This window comes from Pseudomonas sp. C1C7 (genome assembly GCF_013359595.1).
In the GTDB taxonomy this organism is placed as follows: Bacteria; Pseudomonadota; Gammaproteobacteria; order Pseudomonadales; family Pseudomonadaceae; genus Aquipseudomonas.
Genome location: NZ_JABFMP010000050.1, coordinates 1 through 18998, shown reverse-complemented (window position 1 = coordinate 18998; position 18998 = coordinate 1). Strand labels below are relative to the sequence as shown.

At 61.6% G+C, this 18998-nt stretch carries 16 protein-coding genes; 10 read left to right on the top strand and 6 right to left on the bottom strand.

Translation table 11 applies throughout. The features are described 5' to 3' along the window. The first annotated feature begins 6 nt into the window (after positions 1-6). Positions 7-1332: a tRNA 5-hydroxyuridine modification protein YegQ gene (gene yegQ / locus HNO86_RS27405; RefSeq protein ID WP_175380055.1), complete on the top strand. Its 1326-nt coding sequence runs from the start codon at positions 7-9 to the stop codon at positions 1330-1332. A 120-nt stretch (positions 1333-1452) separates the two neighbouring features. Here yegQ and HNO86_RS27400 read toward each other — a convergent pair whose 3' ends face one another. Then, a complete protein-coding gene (locus tag HNO86_RS27400; RefSeq protein ID WP_175380054.1) occupies positions 1453-2316 on the bottom strand; it encodes a LysR family transcriptional regulator in 864 nt (287 codons plus the stop codon). A gap of 98 nt (positions 2317-2414) precedes the next feature. On the opposite strand from HNO86_RS27400, the gene HNO86_RS27395 reads away from it, so the two are divergent. Beyond that, on the top strand, positions 2415-3323 hold the full coding sequence (locus tag HNO86_RS27395; protein ID WP_175380053.1) for a DMT family transporter: 909 nt from the start codon (positions 2415-2417) through the stop codon (positions 3321-3323). A 45-nt stretch (positions 3324-3368) separates the two neighbouring features. On the opposite strand, the gene HNO86_RS27390 is transcribed toward HNO86_RS27395, so the two are convergent. After that, on the bottom strand, positions 3369-4235 hold the full coding sequence (locus tag HNO86_RS27390) for a LysR family transcriptional regulator (protein WP_175380052.1): 867 nt from the start codon (positions 4233-4235) through the stop codon (positions 3369-3371). Between the two features lie 190 nt (positions 4236-4425). On the opposite strand from HNO86_RS27390, the gene ampC reads away from it, so the two are divergent. From ampC to HNO86_RS27375, 3 genes are all read left to right on the top strand, one after another. Then, positions 4426-5508 carry a class C beta-lactamase gene (gene ampC, locus HNO86_RS27385; RefSeq protein ID WP_372242569.1) on the top strand — a complete coding sequence of 361 codons (1083 nt, stop codon included), beginning with the start codon at positions 4426-4428 and terminating at the stop codon, positions 5506-5508. Between the two features lie 300 nt (positions 5509-5808). Then, complete coding sequence (locus HNO86_RS27380) at positions 5809-7176, top strand: AAA family ATPase (RefSeq protein ID WP_175380050.1); 1368 nt, start codon at positions 5809-5811, stop codon at positions 7174-7176. Beyond that, positions 7169-7804, top strand: coding sequence for a retron system putative HNH endonuclease (locus HNO86_RS27375; RefSeq protein ID WP_175380049.1), 636 nt, complete (start codon positions 7169-7171; stop codon positions 7802-7804). Before HNO86_RS27380 ends, HNO86_RS27375 begins: the two co-directional genes overlap by 8 nt. Before the next feature lie 37 nt (positions 7805-7841). Here HNO86_RS27375 and HNO86_RS27370 read toward each other — a convergent pair whose 3' ends face one another. After that, positions 7842-8411, bottom strand: coding sequence for a DUF4174 domain-containing protein (locus tag HNO86_RS27370; RefSeq protein WP_175380048.1), 570 nt, complete (start codon positions 8409-8411; stop codon positions 7842-7844). A gap of 293 nt (positions 8412-8704) precedes the next feature. Here HNO86_RS27370 and HNO86_RS27365 point away from each other — a divergent pair, with 293 nt between their 5' ends. The 4 genes from HNO86_RS27365 (at position 8705) to HNO86_RS27350 (ending at position 13541) form a co-directional block, all read left to right on the top strand. Then, the gene (locus tag HNO86_RS27365; protein ID WP_175380047.1) at positions 8705-9454 is read left to right on the top strand and encodes a creatininase family protein; all 750 of its coding nucleotides are present in this window, start codon (positions 8705-8707) and stop codon (positions 9452-9454) included. A gap of 181 nt (positions 9455-9635) precedes the next feature. Beyond that, positions 9636-10025, top strand: coding sequence for a sigma factor (locus HNO86_RS27360; RefSeq protein ID WP_175380046.1), 390 nt, complete (start codon positions 9636-9638; stop codon positions 10023-10025). Positions 10026-10066: 41 nt separating this feature from the next. Then, complete coding sequence (locus HNO86_RS27355; RefSeq protein WP_175380045.1) at positions 10067-10483, top strand: organic hydroperoxide resistance protein; 417 nt, start codon at positions 10067-10069, stop codon at positions 10481-10483. A gap of 145 nt (positions 10484-10628) precedes the next feature. Next, complete coding sequence (locus tag HNO86_RS27350) at positions 10629-13541, top strand: winged helix-turn-helix domain-containing protein (protein ID WP_372242567.1); 2913 nt, start codon at positions 10629-10631, stop codon at positions 13539-13541. A 22-nt stretch (positions 13542-13563) separates the two neighbouring features. Here the strand turns inward: HNO86_RS27350 and HNO86_RS27345 are convergent, their stop codons facing one another. From HNO86_RS27345 to HNO86_RS27335, 3 genes are all read right to left on the bottom strand, one after another. Further along, complete coding sequence (locus HNO86_RS27345; protein WP_175380044.1) at positions 13564-14181, bottom strand: response regulator transcription factor; 618 nt, start codon at positions 14179-14181, stop codon at positions 13564-13566. Between the two features lie 75 nt (positions 14182-14256). Beyond that, positions 14257-14628 (bottom strand): response regulator transcription factor, encoded by a 372-nt coding sequence (locus HNO86_RS27340; RefSeq protein WP_175380043.1) that lies wholly within the window; start codon positions 14626-14628, stop codon positions 14257-14259. Continuing rightward, a complete protein-coding gene (locus HNO86_RS27335; RefSeq protein ID WP_175380042.1) occupies positions 14628-17162 on the bottom strand; it encodes a PAS domain-containing protein in 2535 nt (844 codons plus the stop codon). Before HNO86_RS27335 ends, HNO86_RS27340 begins: the two co-directional genes overlap by 1 nt. 260 nt (positions 17163-17422) lie before the next feature. Between HNO86_RS27335 and HNO86_RS27330 the strand changes: the two genes are divergently transcribed. Continuing rightward, positions 17423-18859: a catalase gene (locus HNO86_RS27330; RefSeq protein WP_175380041.1), complete on the top strand. Its 1437-nt coding sequence runs from the start codon at positions 17423-17425 to the stop codon at positions 18857-18859. Positions 18860-18998: the final 139 nt, after the last annotated feature.

Below are 18998 nucleotides of genomic sequence, written 5' to 3'. Positions count from 1 at the left end.
CCCGCCATGAACCTCATCGCCCCCGAATTGCTCGCCCCCGCCGGCACCCTGAAAAACATGCGTTACGCCTTCGCCTACGGCGCCGATGCGGTCTACGCCGGCCAGCCGCGCTACAGCCTGCGGGTGCGCAACAACGAGTTTGACCATGCCAACCTCGCCCTCGGTATCCGCGAGGCCCAGGCTCAGGGCAAGCGCTTCTACGTGGTGGTCAACATCGCGCCGCACAACGCCAAGCTCAAGACCTTCCTCAAGGACCTGGCGCCCATCATCGCCATGGCCCCCGATGCGCTGATCATGTCCGATCCCGGCCTGATCATGCTCGTTCGCCGGCATTACCCGCAGACGCCGATTCACCTGTCGGTGCAGGCCAACACGGTGAACTGGGCGAGTGTCGAGTTCTGGCAGCAACAGGGCCTGAGCCGGGTGATCCTGTCCCGGGAGCTGTCCCTTGAGGAAATCGCCGAGATCCGCCGCGAAGTCCCGGCCATGGAGCTTGAGGTGTTCGTCCACGGTGCGTTGTGCATGGCGTATTCCGGCCGTTGCCTGTTGTCGGGCTACATGAACAAGCGCGACGCCAACCAGGGCAGTTGCACCAACGCCTGCCGCTGGAAATATTCGGCGCAGACCGCGACCGAAAACCAGGTCGGCGAGATCGTCCAGCCGTATCAGCCGGAACCGACCCTGGGCATCGGCGCGCCGACCGAGCAGCTGTTCCTGCTGCAGGAGGCCAATCGCCCTGGCGAATTGATGCCGGCCTTCGAAGACGAACACGGCACCTACATCATGAACGCCAAGGATTTGCGAGCCGTGCAGCATGTCGAGCGATTGACGCAAATGGGCGTGCATTCGCTGAAGATCGAAGGAAGGACCAAGTCGCACTTTTACTGCGCGCGGACGACCCAGGTTTATCGTCGGGCGATTGACGATGCGGTGGCGGGTCGCGAGTTTGATCGCAGTTTGATGACCGATCTTGAGTCGCTTGCCCAGCGTGGCTACACCGAGGGCTTTTTGCGGCGGCATGTGCATGACGAGTATCAGAATTACCAGAACGGCAGTTCGGTGTCGGAGCGCCAGCAGTTTGTCGGTGAATTGACCGGTGAGCGGCGGGATCGGCTGGCGGAGGTGAAGGTGAAGAACCGATTCGGTTTGGGCGATCACATGGAGTTGATGACGCCCAAGGGGAATTTCCATTTCGATCTGCATCAGCTGCAGAACGCCAAGGGCGAGCCGATTGATGTGGCGCCAGGGGATGGACATACGGTGTATCTGCCGATTCCGGATGCCGTGGATCTCGATTTTGGCCTGCTGATGAGAGACATCGGCATAGCCTGATCCCTTGTAGGAGCTGCCGAAGGCTGCGATCTTTTGATTTTTGAAGATCAAAAGATCGCAGCCTTCGGCAGCTCCTACACAAAGCAGATCGTGTTCAGGCAGACACAAAGCACACCGTGGTCAGGCAAACTCCTCCCGCAACATCGCCACAAACGCCTCCCGCGCCGGATGCACCCCGGCGTTCTCATGCCAGTAGAACAAATTGTCGATCGCCGTCAGCTCCGCAAATTCATACCCCACGCACCCAGCGCCCTTGGCGTACTGATCGAACACCCCCTTTGGCACCAGCGCCACGCCGGCTCCGGCGCTGACGCAGCCGACAATCGCGCCATAACTGGCCAGGCTGACAATCGGCAGCGCCTGCCCCTGGCGCAGCAACCAATGTTCCAGCGCCGCGCGGTACGGACAGCCCTGTGGCCACATGAAGACAGTCTTGTCCTGCAAATCGGTGATGTCGCGCAACGGCCCCAGCGAGGTCGAGGCGATCAGCAGCAGGTCTTCGCGGTACATCGGCGTGCGCTTGAGGTGCGAGCGCTCCACATCCACGGCGACGATCGCGCCGTCCAGACGATGGTTGAGGGTGTCGTCGAGCAGCTGGCCCCAGGCGCCGGTGGTCAGCTCCAGCGCCACCGCCGGATAGCGCTTGTGGAATTTCGCCAGCAGGCGCGGCAGGCGGCCGGTGGCCGAGGACTCGATGGCGCCGATGCGCAACGGCCCGGAAGGTTCGGCGGCCGGGTCCACCGCGCGTTTGGCCTCGGCGGTCAGGGCGAGGATTTTCAGGGCGTAGGCCAGAAAGGTCTGACCCGAGGGGCTGATGCGCAGCCCGCGACCCTCCCGCAGAAACAGCGCCACCCCCAGCTCCGCCTCCAGCGCCTTGATTCGCGCCGTGATGTTCGACGGCACGCAATGCAACACTTCGGCGGCGCGGGCGATGCTGCCGACCTCGGCGACGGTCTTGAACATGCGGATCTGCGACAACTCCATATGCATCACTCAAAGTGAACGGTTTGCGCAGTATAAGTCAGTTGTGGCGAATGATTCGAGTTCGGATACTTCGTGCATCTGCCATCCGGTGCCCCCCCATGAACGCCCTGACACCCTCCCCCGCTTCGCCCGTCAAAATCGTCCTCGCCATGGCCTTCGTGGTCGCCTGCTGGGGTTACTCCCCGAGCGGCATCCACATCGGCTTGCAGGCATACGATCCCGTGCACCTGGCGCTGGCGCGCTTTCTTCTGGCGTCGCTGTTCATGGCACTGGTCGCGGTGTTCAAGGGCATTCGCCTGCCGACACTCCGCGATGTACCGCTGTTGATGGGGCTGGGTTTCTTCGCGGTGAGCCTGCATCACGTGGCGATCAACTTCGGCCAACAGGGTGTGAGTGCCGGGGCGTCGAGCGTGCTGGCGCAGACCACGCCGCTGTTCAGCACCCTGCTGGCGCGTTTTGTGTTCAAGGATCGGGTCAGCGTCTGGCGCTGGGGTTGCGTGATCCTCGGCCTGATCGGCGTGGTGATTGTGGTGGCGGGCGATCGCGGGCTGGGCAGCATCGATGCCCATGGCTTGCTGATCCTGCTGGCGGCGTTGTCCTGGAGCCTGTACTTCGGCCTGCAGAAGCACCACAGCGGGCGTTATGACGGGCTGACTCTGGTTTGCTACACGGTCTGGTCGGGGACGTTTTTGCTGCTGATTTACCTGCCGGGTTTGATGGAGCAGGTGCTGAACGCGCCAGTGCGGGTGCAGTTGGCGGTGTTTGCCCTGGGGATTTTTCCAAGCGCCCTGGCGTATCTGGCCTGGGCGTATGTGCTGGCCCATGTGGATTTGAGTCGGGCGACGATGACGCTGTACCTGGTGCCGCCGACGGCGATGGCGATTGCCTCGATGACCCTGGGGGAACGGCCGACCTTGATGGTCGCGGTGGGGGGTGTGGTGGTGTTGATCAGTGTGCTGGCGTTGAATCTGGAAAGGCGGCCTTTGATCCAGACCGCCCGCGCCTGATCACCACAACCCCTGTGGGAGCGGTACGCCATAAAAAGGGGGGGATCATTGGGTCAGCAGCCAACTTTTGAACGCAGCCATCGCCGACGTCTCCGGCCGTGATTGCAAGCGGGTCAGCCAGTAACTGCCCGTGGTGATATGAATCGGAAACGGCTGGCAAATCGCATCCGCCGCCAGTTGCCGCGAGAACATCAGCGGCGGCGCCAACGCCACCCCCACGCCCTGCTGGGCCGCCTCCATCATCGCCAGCGACGAATCGAAAACAATACTGCGGGGCGACACCGCCAGATTCGACAACCCCGCCGCCTGAAACCACTCCGGCCATTCATCGGCGCGATAGGACCGCAACAGCGTCTGCTGCAACAGATCAGCAGGCTCGCGCACTTGCCGCGCGATATCCGGGATGCACAGCACCGATAGTGGTGCCTCGATCAAGCGCACCGCTTCGATCCCGTGCCAGGCCCCGGCGCCGAACCGAATGGCGTAATCCAGGCCCTCGGCGGCGACGTCCACCCGATTGTTGTTTGTCGACAGCCGCAAATCTATGAACGGATGTTTCGCCTGAAAGTCCGCCAGTCGCGGCAACAGCCAGCCCACGGCAAAGGTCCCCACCGCGCCGACCGTCAGTACTTCGCGCAAATGCCCGCCCTGAAAACAGGCCAGGGTTTCGGCGATCCGGTCGAAGCACTCGCACAGCACCGGCAGCAGGGTTTCCCCTTCACGGGTCAGCATCAAGCCGCGAGGCAGACGCTTGAACAGAGTCACTCCCAACTGCGATTCAAGCCCCTTGACCTGATGACTCACCGCCGCCTGGGTGACGCATAATTCCACCGCTGCCCGGGTGAAACTCAAGTGCCGCGCCGACGCTTCAAAAGCCCGCAGCGCATTGAGCGGTAATTGCGGCCGGATCATGACCACTCCCTAATTTTTCTAATGGCTCGCGCAAAATATCATCGGTTGTCCCACATCGAAAGACTGCATAGATTTGCCTGCTCCCGGCTCCCCGACAACTCATGGAAGTGACTCCGTCATGTCTCGTTTCAACCTGAACAAGTTCTCGTCCTACAGCACTTTCCTACTCCTGCTCGGCGCCAGCCAGTGCATGGCCGACGATCGCCTGCAAGGCATCGTCGATGCGGCCATGAAACCTGTGATGCAGGAACAGCAGATCCCCGGCGTGGCGATCGCCGTCACCGTGAAAGGCCAACCGCATTACTTTAATTACGGTGTCGCCTCGAAAGAAACCGGCAGCGCCGTCAGCGAAAACACCCTGTTCGAGATCGGCTCGGTGAGCAAGACCTTCACCGCCACCCTCGCCGCCTACGCCCAGGCCAGCGGCAAACTGGACCTGTCGGCCAAGGCCAGCCAGGTCCTGCCGGCGCTGCGCGGCAGTGCGTTCGACAACATCAGCGTGCTGCAACTGGGCACCTACTCCGCCGGCGGATTGCCCCTGCAATTCCCCGCCGAAGCCGACACGCCGGACACCATGCTCGGCTACTTCCAGCACTGGAAACCGACCTTCGCCCCCGGCACCCAACGCCAGTATTCCAACCCGAGCATCGGGCTCTTCGGCTACCTGGCCGCACAAAGCCTGGGCGCCCCGTTCGATGAGGTTATGGAAAAGACCCTGCTGCCCAAACTTGGCCTCAAGCACACCTTCCTCAAGGTGCCGAAAGACCAGATGAGCCTTTACGCACAGGGCTACAACAAGGACGACAAACCGGTGCGGGTCGGCCCGGGAGCATTGGATTCGGAAGCCTACGGGGTGAAAACCAGCGCGGCGGACCTGATCCGCTACGTCGAGGCGAACCTGCAACCGGCCCAACTGGAGAAACCTCTCCAACAGGCCATCGCCACCACCCACACCGGTTACTACAAGGCCGGCAGCATGACCCAGGGCCTGGGCTGGGAGCTCTACCCCTACCCGGTCAAGCTTGAGCAATTGCTGGACGGCAACTCCGCGCAAATGGCCTTCGAACCCCAGCCAACGGAGTGGATCACCCCACCGCAGGCGCCGCAGCAGAACGCCCTGCTCAACAAGACCGGCTCCACCAGCGGCTTCGGCGCGTACGTTGCGTACGTGCCCGAGAAGCAGATCGGCATCGTGATTCTGGCCAACAGGAATTATCCGAATGCGGAGCGGATCAAGGTGGCTTACCGGATTTTGAATGCCTTGAACGATTGATTCGAAAGATCAAAAAATTGCAGCCTGCGGCAGCTTCTACACGGGAAACGGCGTTTCCTGTGGAGCTGCCGCAGGCTGAGATCTTTGTTTTATGCCATGAGGTGCGGAACCACACCGTAGCAATTTGAGACTTTTACCTGAGTATTTCAGCAAATGAGGCGTACAAATTGTTCTTTACTGAGTACCGTTGCATTTGATGTAACTTCCAGATCCACCCATTGCTTCGAGTCAATCCATGGCAGGGAATGACATAATGTGCGCCTCACCACTCAAGCTGACTGACATCCAAAGGGCGTTGTAATGGAAATTTTCAATTTTGGGCTCGAGGATGTTGGCAGATTCCGCAATTTGACCATTCACCTTGCCCCCACTCCCAAACATCGCTCTAACGTGACTGTCCTGGTGGGAAACAACGGCGCCGGTAAAACCACTCTTCTAAAATCGATGGCCACCTCTTTGAGTTGGCTAGTGGCTCGAATTCGAAGTGAGAAAGGTAGTGGCAGCTACCTCACAAATGAAGACATACGAAACGGCGCATCAGTCGCTATCGTTTCGATAGCCGTGGTCGACGACAGCTACGCGAATACCAACCCTTCTGAGCTCTCCCCTGAAGAAATTCTGTTTGTGTGGAATACCGCTCGCGGAAAGAAGGGGCGTAATACCGCTGTACACAGCGAGCTATCACATGCGACTCGCCTCGCTAATCTTTACCGCACGCGACTGACTGCTGACGAAAAAGCCTCCCTTCCATTGATCGCCTACTATCCGGTAGAACGCTCGGTTCTGGAAATCCCGCTGAAAATTCGTACCAAGCACACTTTCGATCAACTCGACGGATACGACAATGCGCTGAATCGCGGCGTCGACTTCCGCCGTTTCTTCGAATGGTTCCGTGAACGCGAGGACAGCGAAAACGAATCCGGTGTGTCCGACATCGCTCTGGCAGAAATTTCCGCGAAATATGGGAAGGACAGCGATATCTGGAAGACGCTTTCCAACCTGAAAGCTTCATCCCGTGATCGTCAGCTGACAGCCGTTCGCTCCGCCATCGCTGCATTCATGCCCGGATTCAGCAACCTGAGAGTGCAGCGAAAACCACGACTGCACATGGCCATCGACAAAGACGGCGAAACACTCAATGTCTCCCAACTGTCGCAGGGGGAAAAGTCGATGATGGCGCTGGTTGGCGACATCGCGCGCCGCCTGGCAATGATGAACCAATCCTTGGATAACCCGCTTGAAGGTGACGGCATCGTCCTGATCGATGAAGTTGACCTGCATTTGCACCCGAAATGGCAGCGCAGTCTGATTCGGCAGTTAAGCGAGACCTTCCCAAACTGCCAATTCGTCCTGACAACCCATTCACCGCTGGTCATCAGCGATGCAAAAGATGTGTTGTGTTACGTGCTCAATGACGGGGAAATTCAGGAGCACAACGGCCTTTACGGACTTGATGCCAATCAGGTGCTTCTGGAAGTCATGGACACCGATATTCGTAACAGCGACGTGCAGAAGCGTTTGAATCGATTACTGGAACGTTTGCAGGAGGGTGATCTGGACTCGGCCAAAACACTTTTTTCCGAACTTTCGCTTGAATTACCTCAGGGACATCTGGAGCTTGCGAAAGCCGCGCTGTTGATTCGCAAATTGGAGTTACGTCGTGCGTAAGATCGACAAAGGCATGGAGCCACCCTCGTTGACTCGCTTCAAACGTTCGGACAACACCCTGCGCTACCGGGATTTACCACCGGACGAGAGCCGATCCATCCGATCATCGTGCATCACGGAACAATACGGCTTATGTGCGTACTGTTGTCAGGCCATCACGATCGATGACGCGCATAACGAACACATCGAAGCTCAAGATCGAGCGCCAAACCGGACACTGGATTACTCCAACATCGTCGCCAGTTGCCACCGCCACAATCAATGCGGGCATGGTCGCGGTACGCAGCCATTGCCTCTCACACCGCTGATGGTCGAGTGCGAAACCGAATTGAAGTTCTACCTGTCCGGCCTGGTATCCGGAAGCGAGCGGGCGATGGTATCCATCAGGGCACTGAATCTGGGCCATACCCAGGACAGCAACCGAGGCCTTGTCGGTGCACGCAAACAGATGGTTGATGCGCTGATTTACAGTCAATGCGTGCATCCGGAAGACTTGCAGTTTGAAGATGCAGACTTTCTGGCGTTGCTTATGGACGATCTGCAAACACCAAATGCACAGCAGTGCCTTCAGCCTTTCTCACCCGTTCTGGTCAATGTCATCCGCCACGTTTTGGCCCCAACCCTGTAGGAGCGAGCAAGCTCGCTCCTACAGACGGAAACCAGCCTCAATCATCCGGCTGCTCTGGCGGCTTGGTCGGTTTCGCCGGCTTCGCAGGTTTGGCATTTTTGGCACCCTTGGCCGCAGGCGCCGCTGGCTCGGCCGCCACGGGAGGTGGTGTCGGCGCGGCCATTTCCTTCTCTTCGGCCGGCAACGCATCGATGGTGGCGAAGATCTTCTTCAGATCCACCGTCTTCGAATCTTCCCCCGAAGTCTCAAGCTTCTTCTCGCCGTCCTTGCCCAGCAGAATCACTTTCGGCAACGCCCCGGCCCCCATCTTCAGCGAGCGGATCAGGGCCATGGTGTCCTGTTGACCGAGATCCTTGCCGTCGAGTTGCCCCGACATGTTCAGCACGCTGTAGACCTTGATGTTGCGATCAACGACTCCCTGTTTGTTGGCCGGATCTTCCAGGGACTTCTTCAGGCCCACCCAGACCGGATCCACGGTGCTCGAGGCAATGACAACCAGGGGACGGTACAGGCCTTTATTGATGTCCAGTGGTGAATCGCCATCGTTGGCGAACAGGGGGCCGGCGAAAGCCAGCAGGGTAGCCAGGGTCAGTGACCTGATGAGCATGCGCATCTCCTTTTGATATCCACGCTCTAGTGATTGCGCATCGCGGCGTTCGTTCCAGTGACGCTTCGCGAATGTGTTTCGCCTTGTTCAAAGCTTAGGTCAGGGCGGTCATTGCGCAACAGGCTGGCGCTACCAAGAGAGTTGCCCGACACCATTGTGTAATGTCCCCGCTCCGCCCGGCCATGTTGTCATTGGCTTCGCGGGCAAAGCAGGCAAGCACCCTGGGCCAGACATTGCCACGCACCACCGATGTCCACGCTCCGAAAAGGAGCCATCCGTTTGCGAGGCTGATCATGTTATTACCTCTGTCCACCTGGTCCGAGATCGAGCTGTTTCTTGAGCGCTCACGCACCATCGTCATTCCCATCGGCTCCAATGAGCAGCACGGGCCGACCGGGCTTCTGGGCACCGACTGGATGTGCCCGGAAATCATCGCCCACGAGGCGCAGAAATCGGCGGACATCCTGATCGCGCCGACCTTCAATATCGGCATGGCTCAGCACCACCTCGGTTTTCCGGGGACCATCACCCTGCGCCCGTCGACCTTCATCGCCGCTATCGGCGACTGGACGCGCTCGCTGGCGGCCCATGGTTTCGAGAAGATTTTTTTCCTCAATGGTCACGGCGGCAACATCGCTTCCATCGAAGCCGCCTTTTCGGAGCTGTATGCCGAGGCCAGTTTCGCCCGGCGCCGGGCGGGCTTCGCCTTGAAGCTGTGCAACTGGTGGGACCTGGAAGGCGTGGGCGCGCTGGCCAACCAGCAATTCCCGACGGGCCACGGCATTCATGCCACGCCTTCGGAAATCGCTGTCACCCAGTGGGCCTATCCCGATTCGATCAAGACCGCCGACTACTCGCCGCAAATCGCCAACTGGGGTCCGATCCGTGAAGCCGCCGACTTCCGCGCCCGTCACCCGGACGGCCGGATGGGTTCGGACCCGGCCCTGGCGTCACCTGAAAAAGGTCACCAACTGGTCACACTGGCCGCGCAAAGCCTGATTCGGGAACTGGAGACGTTCAGCCAGGAGCGGGCGCCCCGTTGAAACACCGCACCGCGGTTATCGCGCGAGGTGCGGAACTCGTCTAACAAGGGCTAACAGCGGATAACTGGTGATCGACCGGCAAAGGCATCACTCTTGAGCCTGACCACTGAACGCATGGCAACCCGGGTCCCCGGCCGTTGACCGTGAGCAGTTGAACTGATGGCTCAAGAGGGACCCGATCATGGCCGAAGATTATCGCCCAAGCAGTCTGTTCAACGTTGACCGCCCCGGAAACGAGGAACTGTGCGCCTTGATGGCCGATGCTCTTGCGCATGACACGGCCGCCTCCCTGCAACTGATCGCGACCGTCACCCCGCTGCTGCTGGCCTTCTTCGAGGGGCAGCAGCAGGCCGGGCGGATCGAACATGAAAGCGTCGGCGATCTGGTTCGCGAAGCCTTCATCACGCTCCATCGACGCCGCGCCGAATATGACTCTCATACCCCCTTTCGCGCGTGGCTGATCGAAATGGCGCGCTGCACGTTGCTGGAACACCTGCACAGCCTGCAAGAAAAAGACATCGCCTCGCCTGCATCCGCCCCGAACCGTCGCCAGGTTCTGCAAGCCATCTGAACGCCTTTTCCGACGTCGTCTCCGCCTACCAGGAAATGTCCATGATCAGCTTTGAAAAAGTCCTCTACACCAGCCACACCTACACCACTGGCGGTCGAGAGGGAGCGGGACGCAGCCTGGATGGCCGGCTGGATCTCAAACTCTCGCCACCGGGCGCCCCCGGAAACGGCACCAACCCGGAACAGTTGCTCGCGGTCGGCTGGTCGGCCTGTTTCCTGGGGTCCCTGCGCCATGCCTGCAATGCCCGGAAAATCGGTTTTCCGGCAGATGCCGCGGTCGATGCGCAAATCGATCTGGTCCATGGCGAACAAGGGTTTTTCCTGCAAGCGCGGCTGGCGGTTTCCCTGCCTGAAATCGCACCGGACATCGCGCAACAGCTCATCGATGCCGCCCACCAGAATTGCCCCTACTCCAAGGCGACCCGCTCCAACATCGACGTCAGCCTCACGCTTGCCTGAGACTTGCCTCACAAATGCCCGCGCAATGCTCTGATCCGCCATGCCCGGAGCACTTGATCGTTGAATCAAAACCCCTATGATGCAGACTTACGCGCACTATTCGCCTTCAGCGAACACACGATCCCCCTCGCAGAGAACCCTTCCAGTGGATTGCGTCCCGGACGATTTGCATGAACCCCTGAGCCTGCAACTCGCCTTCGGACCCTTTTGCGTTACGCCGGGCAAACGCCTGCTCACCAAACACGGTACGCCGGTGGACATCGGCGGTCGCGCGCTGGATCTGCTGATTGCCCTGCTCGAGCGCCCCGGGCGCGTGTTGTCCAAGTACGATCTGATCAAACTGGTCTGGCCCGATATCGTCGTCTCGGAAGGCAGCCTGCGTTTTCACATGACCGGCCTGCGCCGGATCCTCGGCGATGGCGAAGACGGCGCACGCTACATCTCGACCCAGGTGGGCGTCGGTTATGCCTTCGTCGCCCCCATCGAACGGCTGCAGGCCGATCATCATCTACCTGTCACCCAAGCCATTGCGCCCCCGGCCCACGGCAAGCGCCTGGCCAGCGGCGTCGGCAGCCTGCCGCCTCGCGCCAGGCTGGTGGGCCGGGACAACGATGCGCAAATGCTCGTCGACCGTTTGCTGCAGCCCAAGCTCTTCACCATCGTCGGCCCCGGCGGCGTCGGCAAGACCAGCCTGGCCATCGAAGTCGGTCACCGCATCTGTGCCGGGCACGATGACCGCGTGCGCTTCGTCGACCTGGCCCAGGTCGAGGATGCCGCCCTGGTGCCCTCCGCGCTGGCAGGCGCGCTGGGCATTGCGGTGCAGGCCGAGGACCCGATGCATGTGCTGCTGGCCCATCTGCGGGCGCGCAAGCTGATCCTGATCATCGACAACTGCGAGCACCTGATCGACGCCATTTCGGCGATTGTCGAACAGATCCGAGAAGCGGCACCCGACGTTGGGCTGCTGGCCACCAGCCGCGAACCGCTGCGCACTTTGGGCGAACACATCCATTGGCTCAGCCCCCTGGGTTTTCCGGGCGAGCCGCAAGCATTCAGCGTCGACGAACTGCTCACCTTCCCGGCGGTGAAACTGTTCGTTGAACGCGCCTCATCCGGTAACGCATCACTGGCGCTCGGCCCCGGCGATGCCCTGATGATCGCCGACATGTGCCGGCGCCTGGAGGGCATGGCGTTGCCGATCGAGTTGGCCGCCATGCGCGTGGCCACCCACGGCGTGCAGGCAACCCATGCGCTGCTCGGCGAGCGTTTTTCCCTGAGCTGGTCCGGGCGGCGAACAGCGCTGCCGCGTCACCAGACCCTGCGCGCGATGCTCGACTGGAGCTACGCCCTGCTCAGCGCCCGGGAACACCTGGTGTTCGATCGCCTGGCGATTTTCGTCGGCCCGTTTTCCCTCGATGCCGCGTCGCGGATTCTCGCCGATGTCCGGATCGACTCGCTCACCGCTGCCGCTGCGCTGGACGAACTGGCCTCGAAGGGGCTGGTCACCGTCGATCACAATGAAGCCATCGCCACCTATCGCCTGCTGGAGATGACCCGCGCCTACGCCCGGGAAAAACTCGCGGTGCACGGGGAGGTCGAGGCGCATGCGCTGTCCTTCAGGCACGCCGCCTACTTCACCGAGCTGCTCAGCCACCCCGGCGCCACGCCCGACGAGATTTTCGAGCGTTCCTCGCGGCTCGCCAGCCAGCTGGGCAATATCAGGAGTGCGCTGGAATGGAGTTTCGGCCCTCAGGGCGATCCGGGACTCGCGCTGCCACTGGCTGCGGCCAGCGCACCGTTGTTCCTGCACTTTTCCCTGATGGTCGAATGCCGCGCCTGGTGTTCCCGGGCCACGGAATTGCTGGAACTGGGTTACTTCGGCACGCCGACTGAAATGGAACTGCAGGCCGCCCTGGGGCTGGCGCTGATGTTCACCCGGGGCAACAGCGAAGCGGCGCACAAGGCGCTGCTCAGGGCACTGGACATCGCCCAGGCGCTGGACGATCACTGGTCGCAGCTGCGTTTGCTCGGGCGCCTGCAAATATTTTCCGAACGCATCGGCGACTTCCCCTCCTCGCTGGCCTGGGCCAGCAAAGCCGTGGAAGTCGGGGATCTCATCGGCAAGCCCGAAGCCATCGCCGTGGCCGCTTCATTGGCGGGCATTTCCCACCACTTGCTCGGCAATCAGCAACTGGCGCGCCAGGAGCTGGAAAAGTCACTGCGCTACAGCCTGCCATCCGAACGCAGCAGTACCGTTCACTACGGCTTCGACCACCGCAACCGCACCGGCCTGGCGCTGGCGCGCACCCTCTGGCTGCTGGGCTTTCCCGATCAGGCCCGACGCTGGGCCGAACAGGTCGAGGCCGAGGCCGCCGCGCTGGACCATTCGGTGACTTTTTGCATCGCACTGGTGTGGACACTGTGCATCCACATCTGGACGGGGGATCTGGACAAGGCCACGGCCGGCCTGGACACCTTCATCAAGGTCGCCGAAGCCAATGCACTGGCGCCCTATGTCGCCGCAGCCCTCGGCATGCAGGCAACGATCGCCATCCGCGCCGGCCAGCCGGGCAATGCCGTGGCCCTGCTCGAAGAGAGCCTGGCGCGACTGCAAGGCATGCGCTACGAGTTGCTGACCACCTCCTTCGAAACCTCGCTGATCGAAGGCCTGATCCTCGGCGGCCAGCACGAAAAAGCCCTGTGCCAGGCCGAGCGCACCATCAGCCATTGCCGCCAAAGCGGCGACGCTTATGCTCTGCCGGAACTGCTGCGCATCAGGGCGGGCATCTTCAACACCCTGGAACCGACCAACACCCTCGCCACCCATGACCGGCTCATGGAAGCGATCACATTGAGTCGCCTGCAAGGCGCCAGATCGTGGGAGCTCAGGGCGTCGATGGACCTCGCCCAGCTGTGGCTGGAGCAGGGTCAGGCGCTACAGGCCCGGGAACTGCTGGCCGAATGTCGCGAGCAGATGACCGAAGGCAACGACACCCTGGACAGGCGTCAGCTGGAAGCGCTCTGGCAGCGCGCGCAGATCGAAGAGGCCGGCGCGTAAGCGGCGGGCCGGCACCCGCCTTTCAGTCGAGTGGCGGCGAGAGCTGCGCCACTTTTTTCACCAGGTCCGCCAGGGACCGGGCTTTCATCTTGCGCATGACCTTGCCGCGATGGGCCTTGACCGTGATCTCGCTGATGCCCAGGTCCGAAGCGATGACCTTGTTCATGCGCCCTTCGACGACCATGTCCAGGACCTCCTGCTCTCGGGGCGTCAGGGTCGCGTGGGCCTCGCGCAGCACTCGCAGATCGCCTTCGCGATCCAGCGCCGCACGGCTGCATTCCAGCGCATCGGCGATGGCGTTGAGCAGGACTTCATCGTCGAACGGCTTGGTCAGGAACTCCACGGCACCGGCTTTCATGGCCCGCACCGTCAGCGGCACATCGCCGTAACCGGTGATGAAGATGATCGGCGTTTGCGACTGGTCACCGGCAATCACGTTCTGCAGGTCCAGCCCGTTGAGGCCCGGCAGGTTGATGTCGAGCACCAGGCAATTGGGCACCTGTGGCCGGGGCTGGGCGAGATACGCCGGGGCGGAGTCGAACAGTTGCGGTCGCCACTGGGCCTGGTCGATCAGCAACTCCAGCGACTCGCGAACGGAAACATCGTCGTCGACCACAAACACGATGGGCAGGTTATTCATCGTTGCTGCTCCAGTTTTCGGGGCTGACTCATTGATGACGTGCAACGGACCACCTCCTTGTGAATGGCTCGACACTCAGTCCACCGGCAACGCGGCGCTGAGTGCCTTGAGCAGCTCCGCTTCACTGAACGGTTTCATCAGGCAGTCCACCGCGCCCTGACTCATCAGGTACGGGCGCCGGCTCTCATCGCCCAGGGCGGTAATGAAAATGATCGGGATGCGGTACTGCTGCAACGCCAATTGTTTTTGCAGCTCGGGACCGGACATGCCGGGCATGGCGAAATCCAGTATCAGGCAGTCGGTCTGGCTGACATACCCGGACGACAGAAAAGCCTGCGCCGACGAAAACGCCTGCACCGCAAAGCCGAACTCCCTGAGCAGATCCGGCAAGGCCTCGCGCACCGACTCGTCGTCATCCACCACCGAGATGAGCAAAGGCGTCTGCATCACAGGCCCTCCCTGGCGGGATCGACGTCGTGCCCGGACGGGTACGGAATTGAAAAACGAAAGGTCGCACCGGGCCCGATATCGTTGGCCCGCGCCCACAGACGACCTTCGTGCCTGTCGATGATCGAGTGACTGACCGACAGCCCGATGCCCATGCCCGATTGCTTGGTCGTGTAGAACGCGTTGAACAGGCGCTCGGCGTCCTGTGGATCGAAGCCGGTGCCGTTGTCCCGCACTTCAAGAAAAACGTGATGATCCAGTTGTCCGGTACTCACTTGAAGGTGCCTTGATCGATCGCTAATGGTGCTCATCGCCTCTTTGGCATTGAGGATAAGGTTGAGAATGACCTGTTGCAGCTGGACACGATCGCCCTTGACCGGCGGCAGCCCTTCGGCGAACACGGGATTGAGGATCACCCTGCCCCGCTGCAGTTCGCCGAGCAGCAGCGCGATCACCTCCCGCGCCGCTTCGTTCAGATCGACGTCCTCCAGAGTGATGCTGTCCTTGGAGAACAGGACGCGCAGGCGCTTGATGACATCGGCCGCGCGGTTGCCATCGCGAATGGTGCGCCGTGCGGTTTCAAGGGCTCCGTCGACATTCGGCGGACTCGCGCCGAGCATGCGCAGGCAGGTGCTGGCATTGGTGATGATGCCGGCCAGGGGCTGGTTGACTTCGTGGGCAATCGAGGCGGTCAGCGCCCCCAAGCTCGCCACCCGCGCCAGGTGCGCGAGCTCCGAGCGGACCTCGCCGAGCGCCGTTTCCGACAGGTGCCGCTGAGTCACGTCCTGCAACGCGGCGATGTATTCCGGTTGCCCCTGCCCATCGCAGATCCCGTGGGCAACCAGGTGCACATGCTTGATCGTGCCGTCGGGCAGCTGCAGGCGATGTTCGTGTTCGAAGTCGCGGCCCTTCTGGCCTTGGGACCGGATCATCTTCTTGTAGTGGGCCAGATCGTCCGGATGGATGCGGGTATAGAGCAGGTCGAACGTGGGCTTAACGCCCGGATCCAGGTCGAGGATCCGATAGATTTCTTCCGACCAGGTGATGTCGTCCGAGCCTGCGCGCCAGGAAAAGGTGCCGGTCGAGCTCAGCCGCTGCGCCTTGGCCAGGAAAGCTTCGCTCTGACGCAGCGCCGCCTCGCCACGCGCCCGGTCGATGGCGATGCTGGCCAAATGAGTGAATTGGGCGATCAGGTTCTGTTGGGTCGGGTCCGGCGTTGCCGGTTTGCGGAACAGCAGCGAGAGCACGCCCGTCACGCTGCCGTTGTTGGACGTCACGGGAGTCGACCAGTTGGCCCGCAGGCCGTGGTTCAAGGCGATCGCCCGCCACTGTGGCCAGCGGGTTTCGAGCGTCAGATCCCGGGCAATCACTTGCTGGTTGTCGATTGCGGCCAGAGCGACCGGGCAGCGCATCGCGTCGGCGGGACGCGCGTCGAGTACGGCGGCCAGATCAGCCGGCAGGTTCGGCGCGGCACCGGCCATCATGTTCGGCGCGCTTTCCGGTACCCGATGCCCATGCTTGGGGTCGACCTGCACGATGCTGCAGATCCCGCCCTCGAAACTCGCCTCGACCAGCTCGCACAGGGTGTCGAGTATGAGTCGCAGCGAGGTGCCGCCGGCGATCAGGCCAAGCAGGTGCTTTTCTCCTTCCAGCAGCATCTCGGCGCGCTTGCGGTCTTCGATGTCGGTATTTTCCCCATACCAGCGCACCACCCGCCCGGACGCATCGCGCTCCGGCACCGCGCGGATCAGAAACCAGCGGTACACACCGTCGAAGCGCCGGATTCTGGCCTCGAACTCTCCCGGCTCAGCCGAATCCAGCACTCGCCGGTAGGACGCCAGCGTGCCCTGATCGTTCGGATGAACCGCCGCCATCCAGCCATTGCCGCAAGCCTCGTGCAGGGCGATACCGGTGTAATCGCACCAGCGCTGATTGAGGAAGCTGACATGGCCGTCCGGTTCGGCGCTCCAGACAAAACCCGGTACGGCGTTGATCAGGTTGCGAAAGCGCGCCTGCGAGGCACTGATCTCGACCAGCTTGCGCGCGATCAATGCCTTGTCGCGCTGGTGCTCGTCCTCTTGCGGACAGGGGCTTGGGGCCATCAGCGAAACCAGTGCGGGAATGCTGTCGATCAGTGCACGCCATTCGGGCTCGACCGCAGGCGCAGGCGGGATGGCGACGCAGTGATCCTCGATGTCGGCGCTGATTCCGCACCACTTGCGGATGTGGCCCTGGGCGTCCCTCAAGGCGGTCGAACGCAGAATGAATCGACGATAGACGCCGTCGGCGCGGCGCAGACGGGCCTGCATTTCACTGGGCTCACCGCTGGCGATGATGCCGCGCCAGTGCTCCGAGACCACGGGACGGTCGTCAGGATGCAGGAACGACAGCCAGCCCGTTCCCAGTGCGTCGTCCAGGCCACTGCCGGTGAACTGGCTCCAGTACTGATTGACGTAGTCGACACTGCCATCGGCGAGCGCGGTCCATGCCACGCCCGGCAGCCTGTCGATCACGCGGTCGATCTCGTTGTCCATGTCGATCCTGTCTGTACGGTCGCCCTTCGGGGAGGATGCCCCTGCCAGCGTTTGGCCGCCATCATACCTTGGTGTCGCATGCTGCCATCAGTGTCGCGGCAACTTCCGGCGACTGCCCGACCGGTCCTGAAGCCGCCGACACCTTGGTGCAATAGACCCTGCCCCGCGTTGCCAATCAACCTGAGCCAGTAAACATGAGCCGGGCGGCCTCGTGCCCGCGCCGAGCGCCAGCACCGCCCAACAATCGTGAGGAGCAGACCATGAAAAAACTGACCAGTGCCGCCGGCGCCCCGGTGGTCGACAACAACAATTCACAGAGCGCGGGCCCCAGAGGCCCCCTGCTGCTGCAGGATGTGTGGTTGCTGGAGAAGCTGGCGCATTTCGATCGAGAGGTCATTCCCGAGCGCCGCATGCATGCCAAGGGATCGGGCGCCCATGGCACGTTTACCGTGACCCATGACATCACTCGCTACACCAAGGCCAGGCTGTTTTCGCAGGTCGGCAAAACCACGGACATCTTCGTGCGTTTCTCCACCGTCGCCGGCGAGCGCGGGGCCGCCGATGCCGAACGGGACATTCGCGGGTTTGCCATCAAGTTCTATACCGAGCAAGGCAACTGGGACCTGGTGGGCAACAACACGCCGGTGTTCTTCCTGCGTGATCCGTTGAAATTTCCCGACCTCAATCACGCGGTCAAGCGCGACCCGCGCACCAACCTGCGCAGCGCCAATAACAACTGGGACTTCTGGACGCTCCTGCCCGAGGCCCTGCATCAGGTCACCATCGTCATGAGCGACCGCGGCCTGCCGCAGTCCTACCGGCACATGCACGGCTTCGGCAGCCATACCTTCAGTTTCATCAGCGCGGACCACCAGCGTTACTGGGTCAAGTTCACCTGGAAGACCGAACAGGGCATCGCCAACCTCACCGATGCAGAGGCTGGCGCCGTGATTGCCAGCGACCGGGAAAGCGCCCAGCGCGACCTGTATGAAAGCATCGAGCGGGGCGACTTCCCGCGCTGGAAACTGTTCGTGCAGGTGATGCCCGAGGCGGATGCCGACACCTATCCGATCAACCCGTTCGACCTGACTAAAGTCTGGCCCCATGGCGATTATCCATTGCTCGAGGTGGGTGTTCTGGAGCTCAATCGTAATCCCGACAATTACTTCGCCGAAGTCGAACAGGCGGCGTTCAACCCGGCGAACGTGGTGCCCGGCATCGGCTTCTCCCCCGACAAGATGCTGCAGGCGCGGCTGTTTTCCTATGGCGATGCCCAGCGTTATCGGGTGGGGGTCAATCATCACCAGATCCCGGTGAACGCAGCCCGCTGCCCGGTGAACAGTTTTCATCGGGACGGGCAGATGCGCACCGACAGCAACGCCGGCAGCACGCCCGGCTACGAACCGAACAGCCACGGGCAATGGGCCGAGCAACCGGACTTCCGCGAACCGCCACTGCGTTTGCAGGGCAGCGCCGATCACTGGAACCACCGTGAAGACACGGACTACTTCTCCCAGCCTGGGGCGCTGTTCCGCTTGATGGATGTGGCGCAGAAGCAGGCGTTGTTCGACAACACGGCGCGAGCGATCCACGGGGCTTCGGCGCAGGTCAAGCAGCGTCATGTCGAGAACTGCGCGGCGGCTGATGTGGAGTATGGAAGAGGTGTGGCTCTGGCAATCGAAGCGCTGAGTCACTAGCCCCTTTGTGGGGAGCCTGCTCGTGATGCTTTTGGGGACATATCCATTTCTGCGGTAACGGCTACTTATGGTTCCGCTCTTACAGCGGGTTACTTGGAAGAGCGCCAAGTAACCAAGCGCTTTTATCCCCTGACGTACG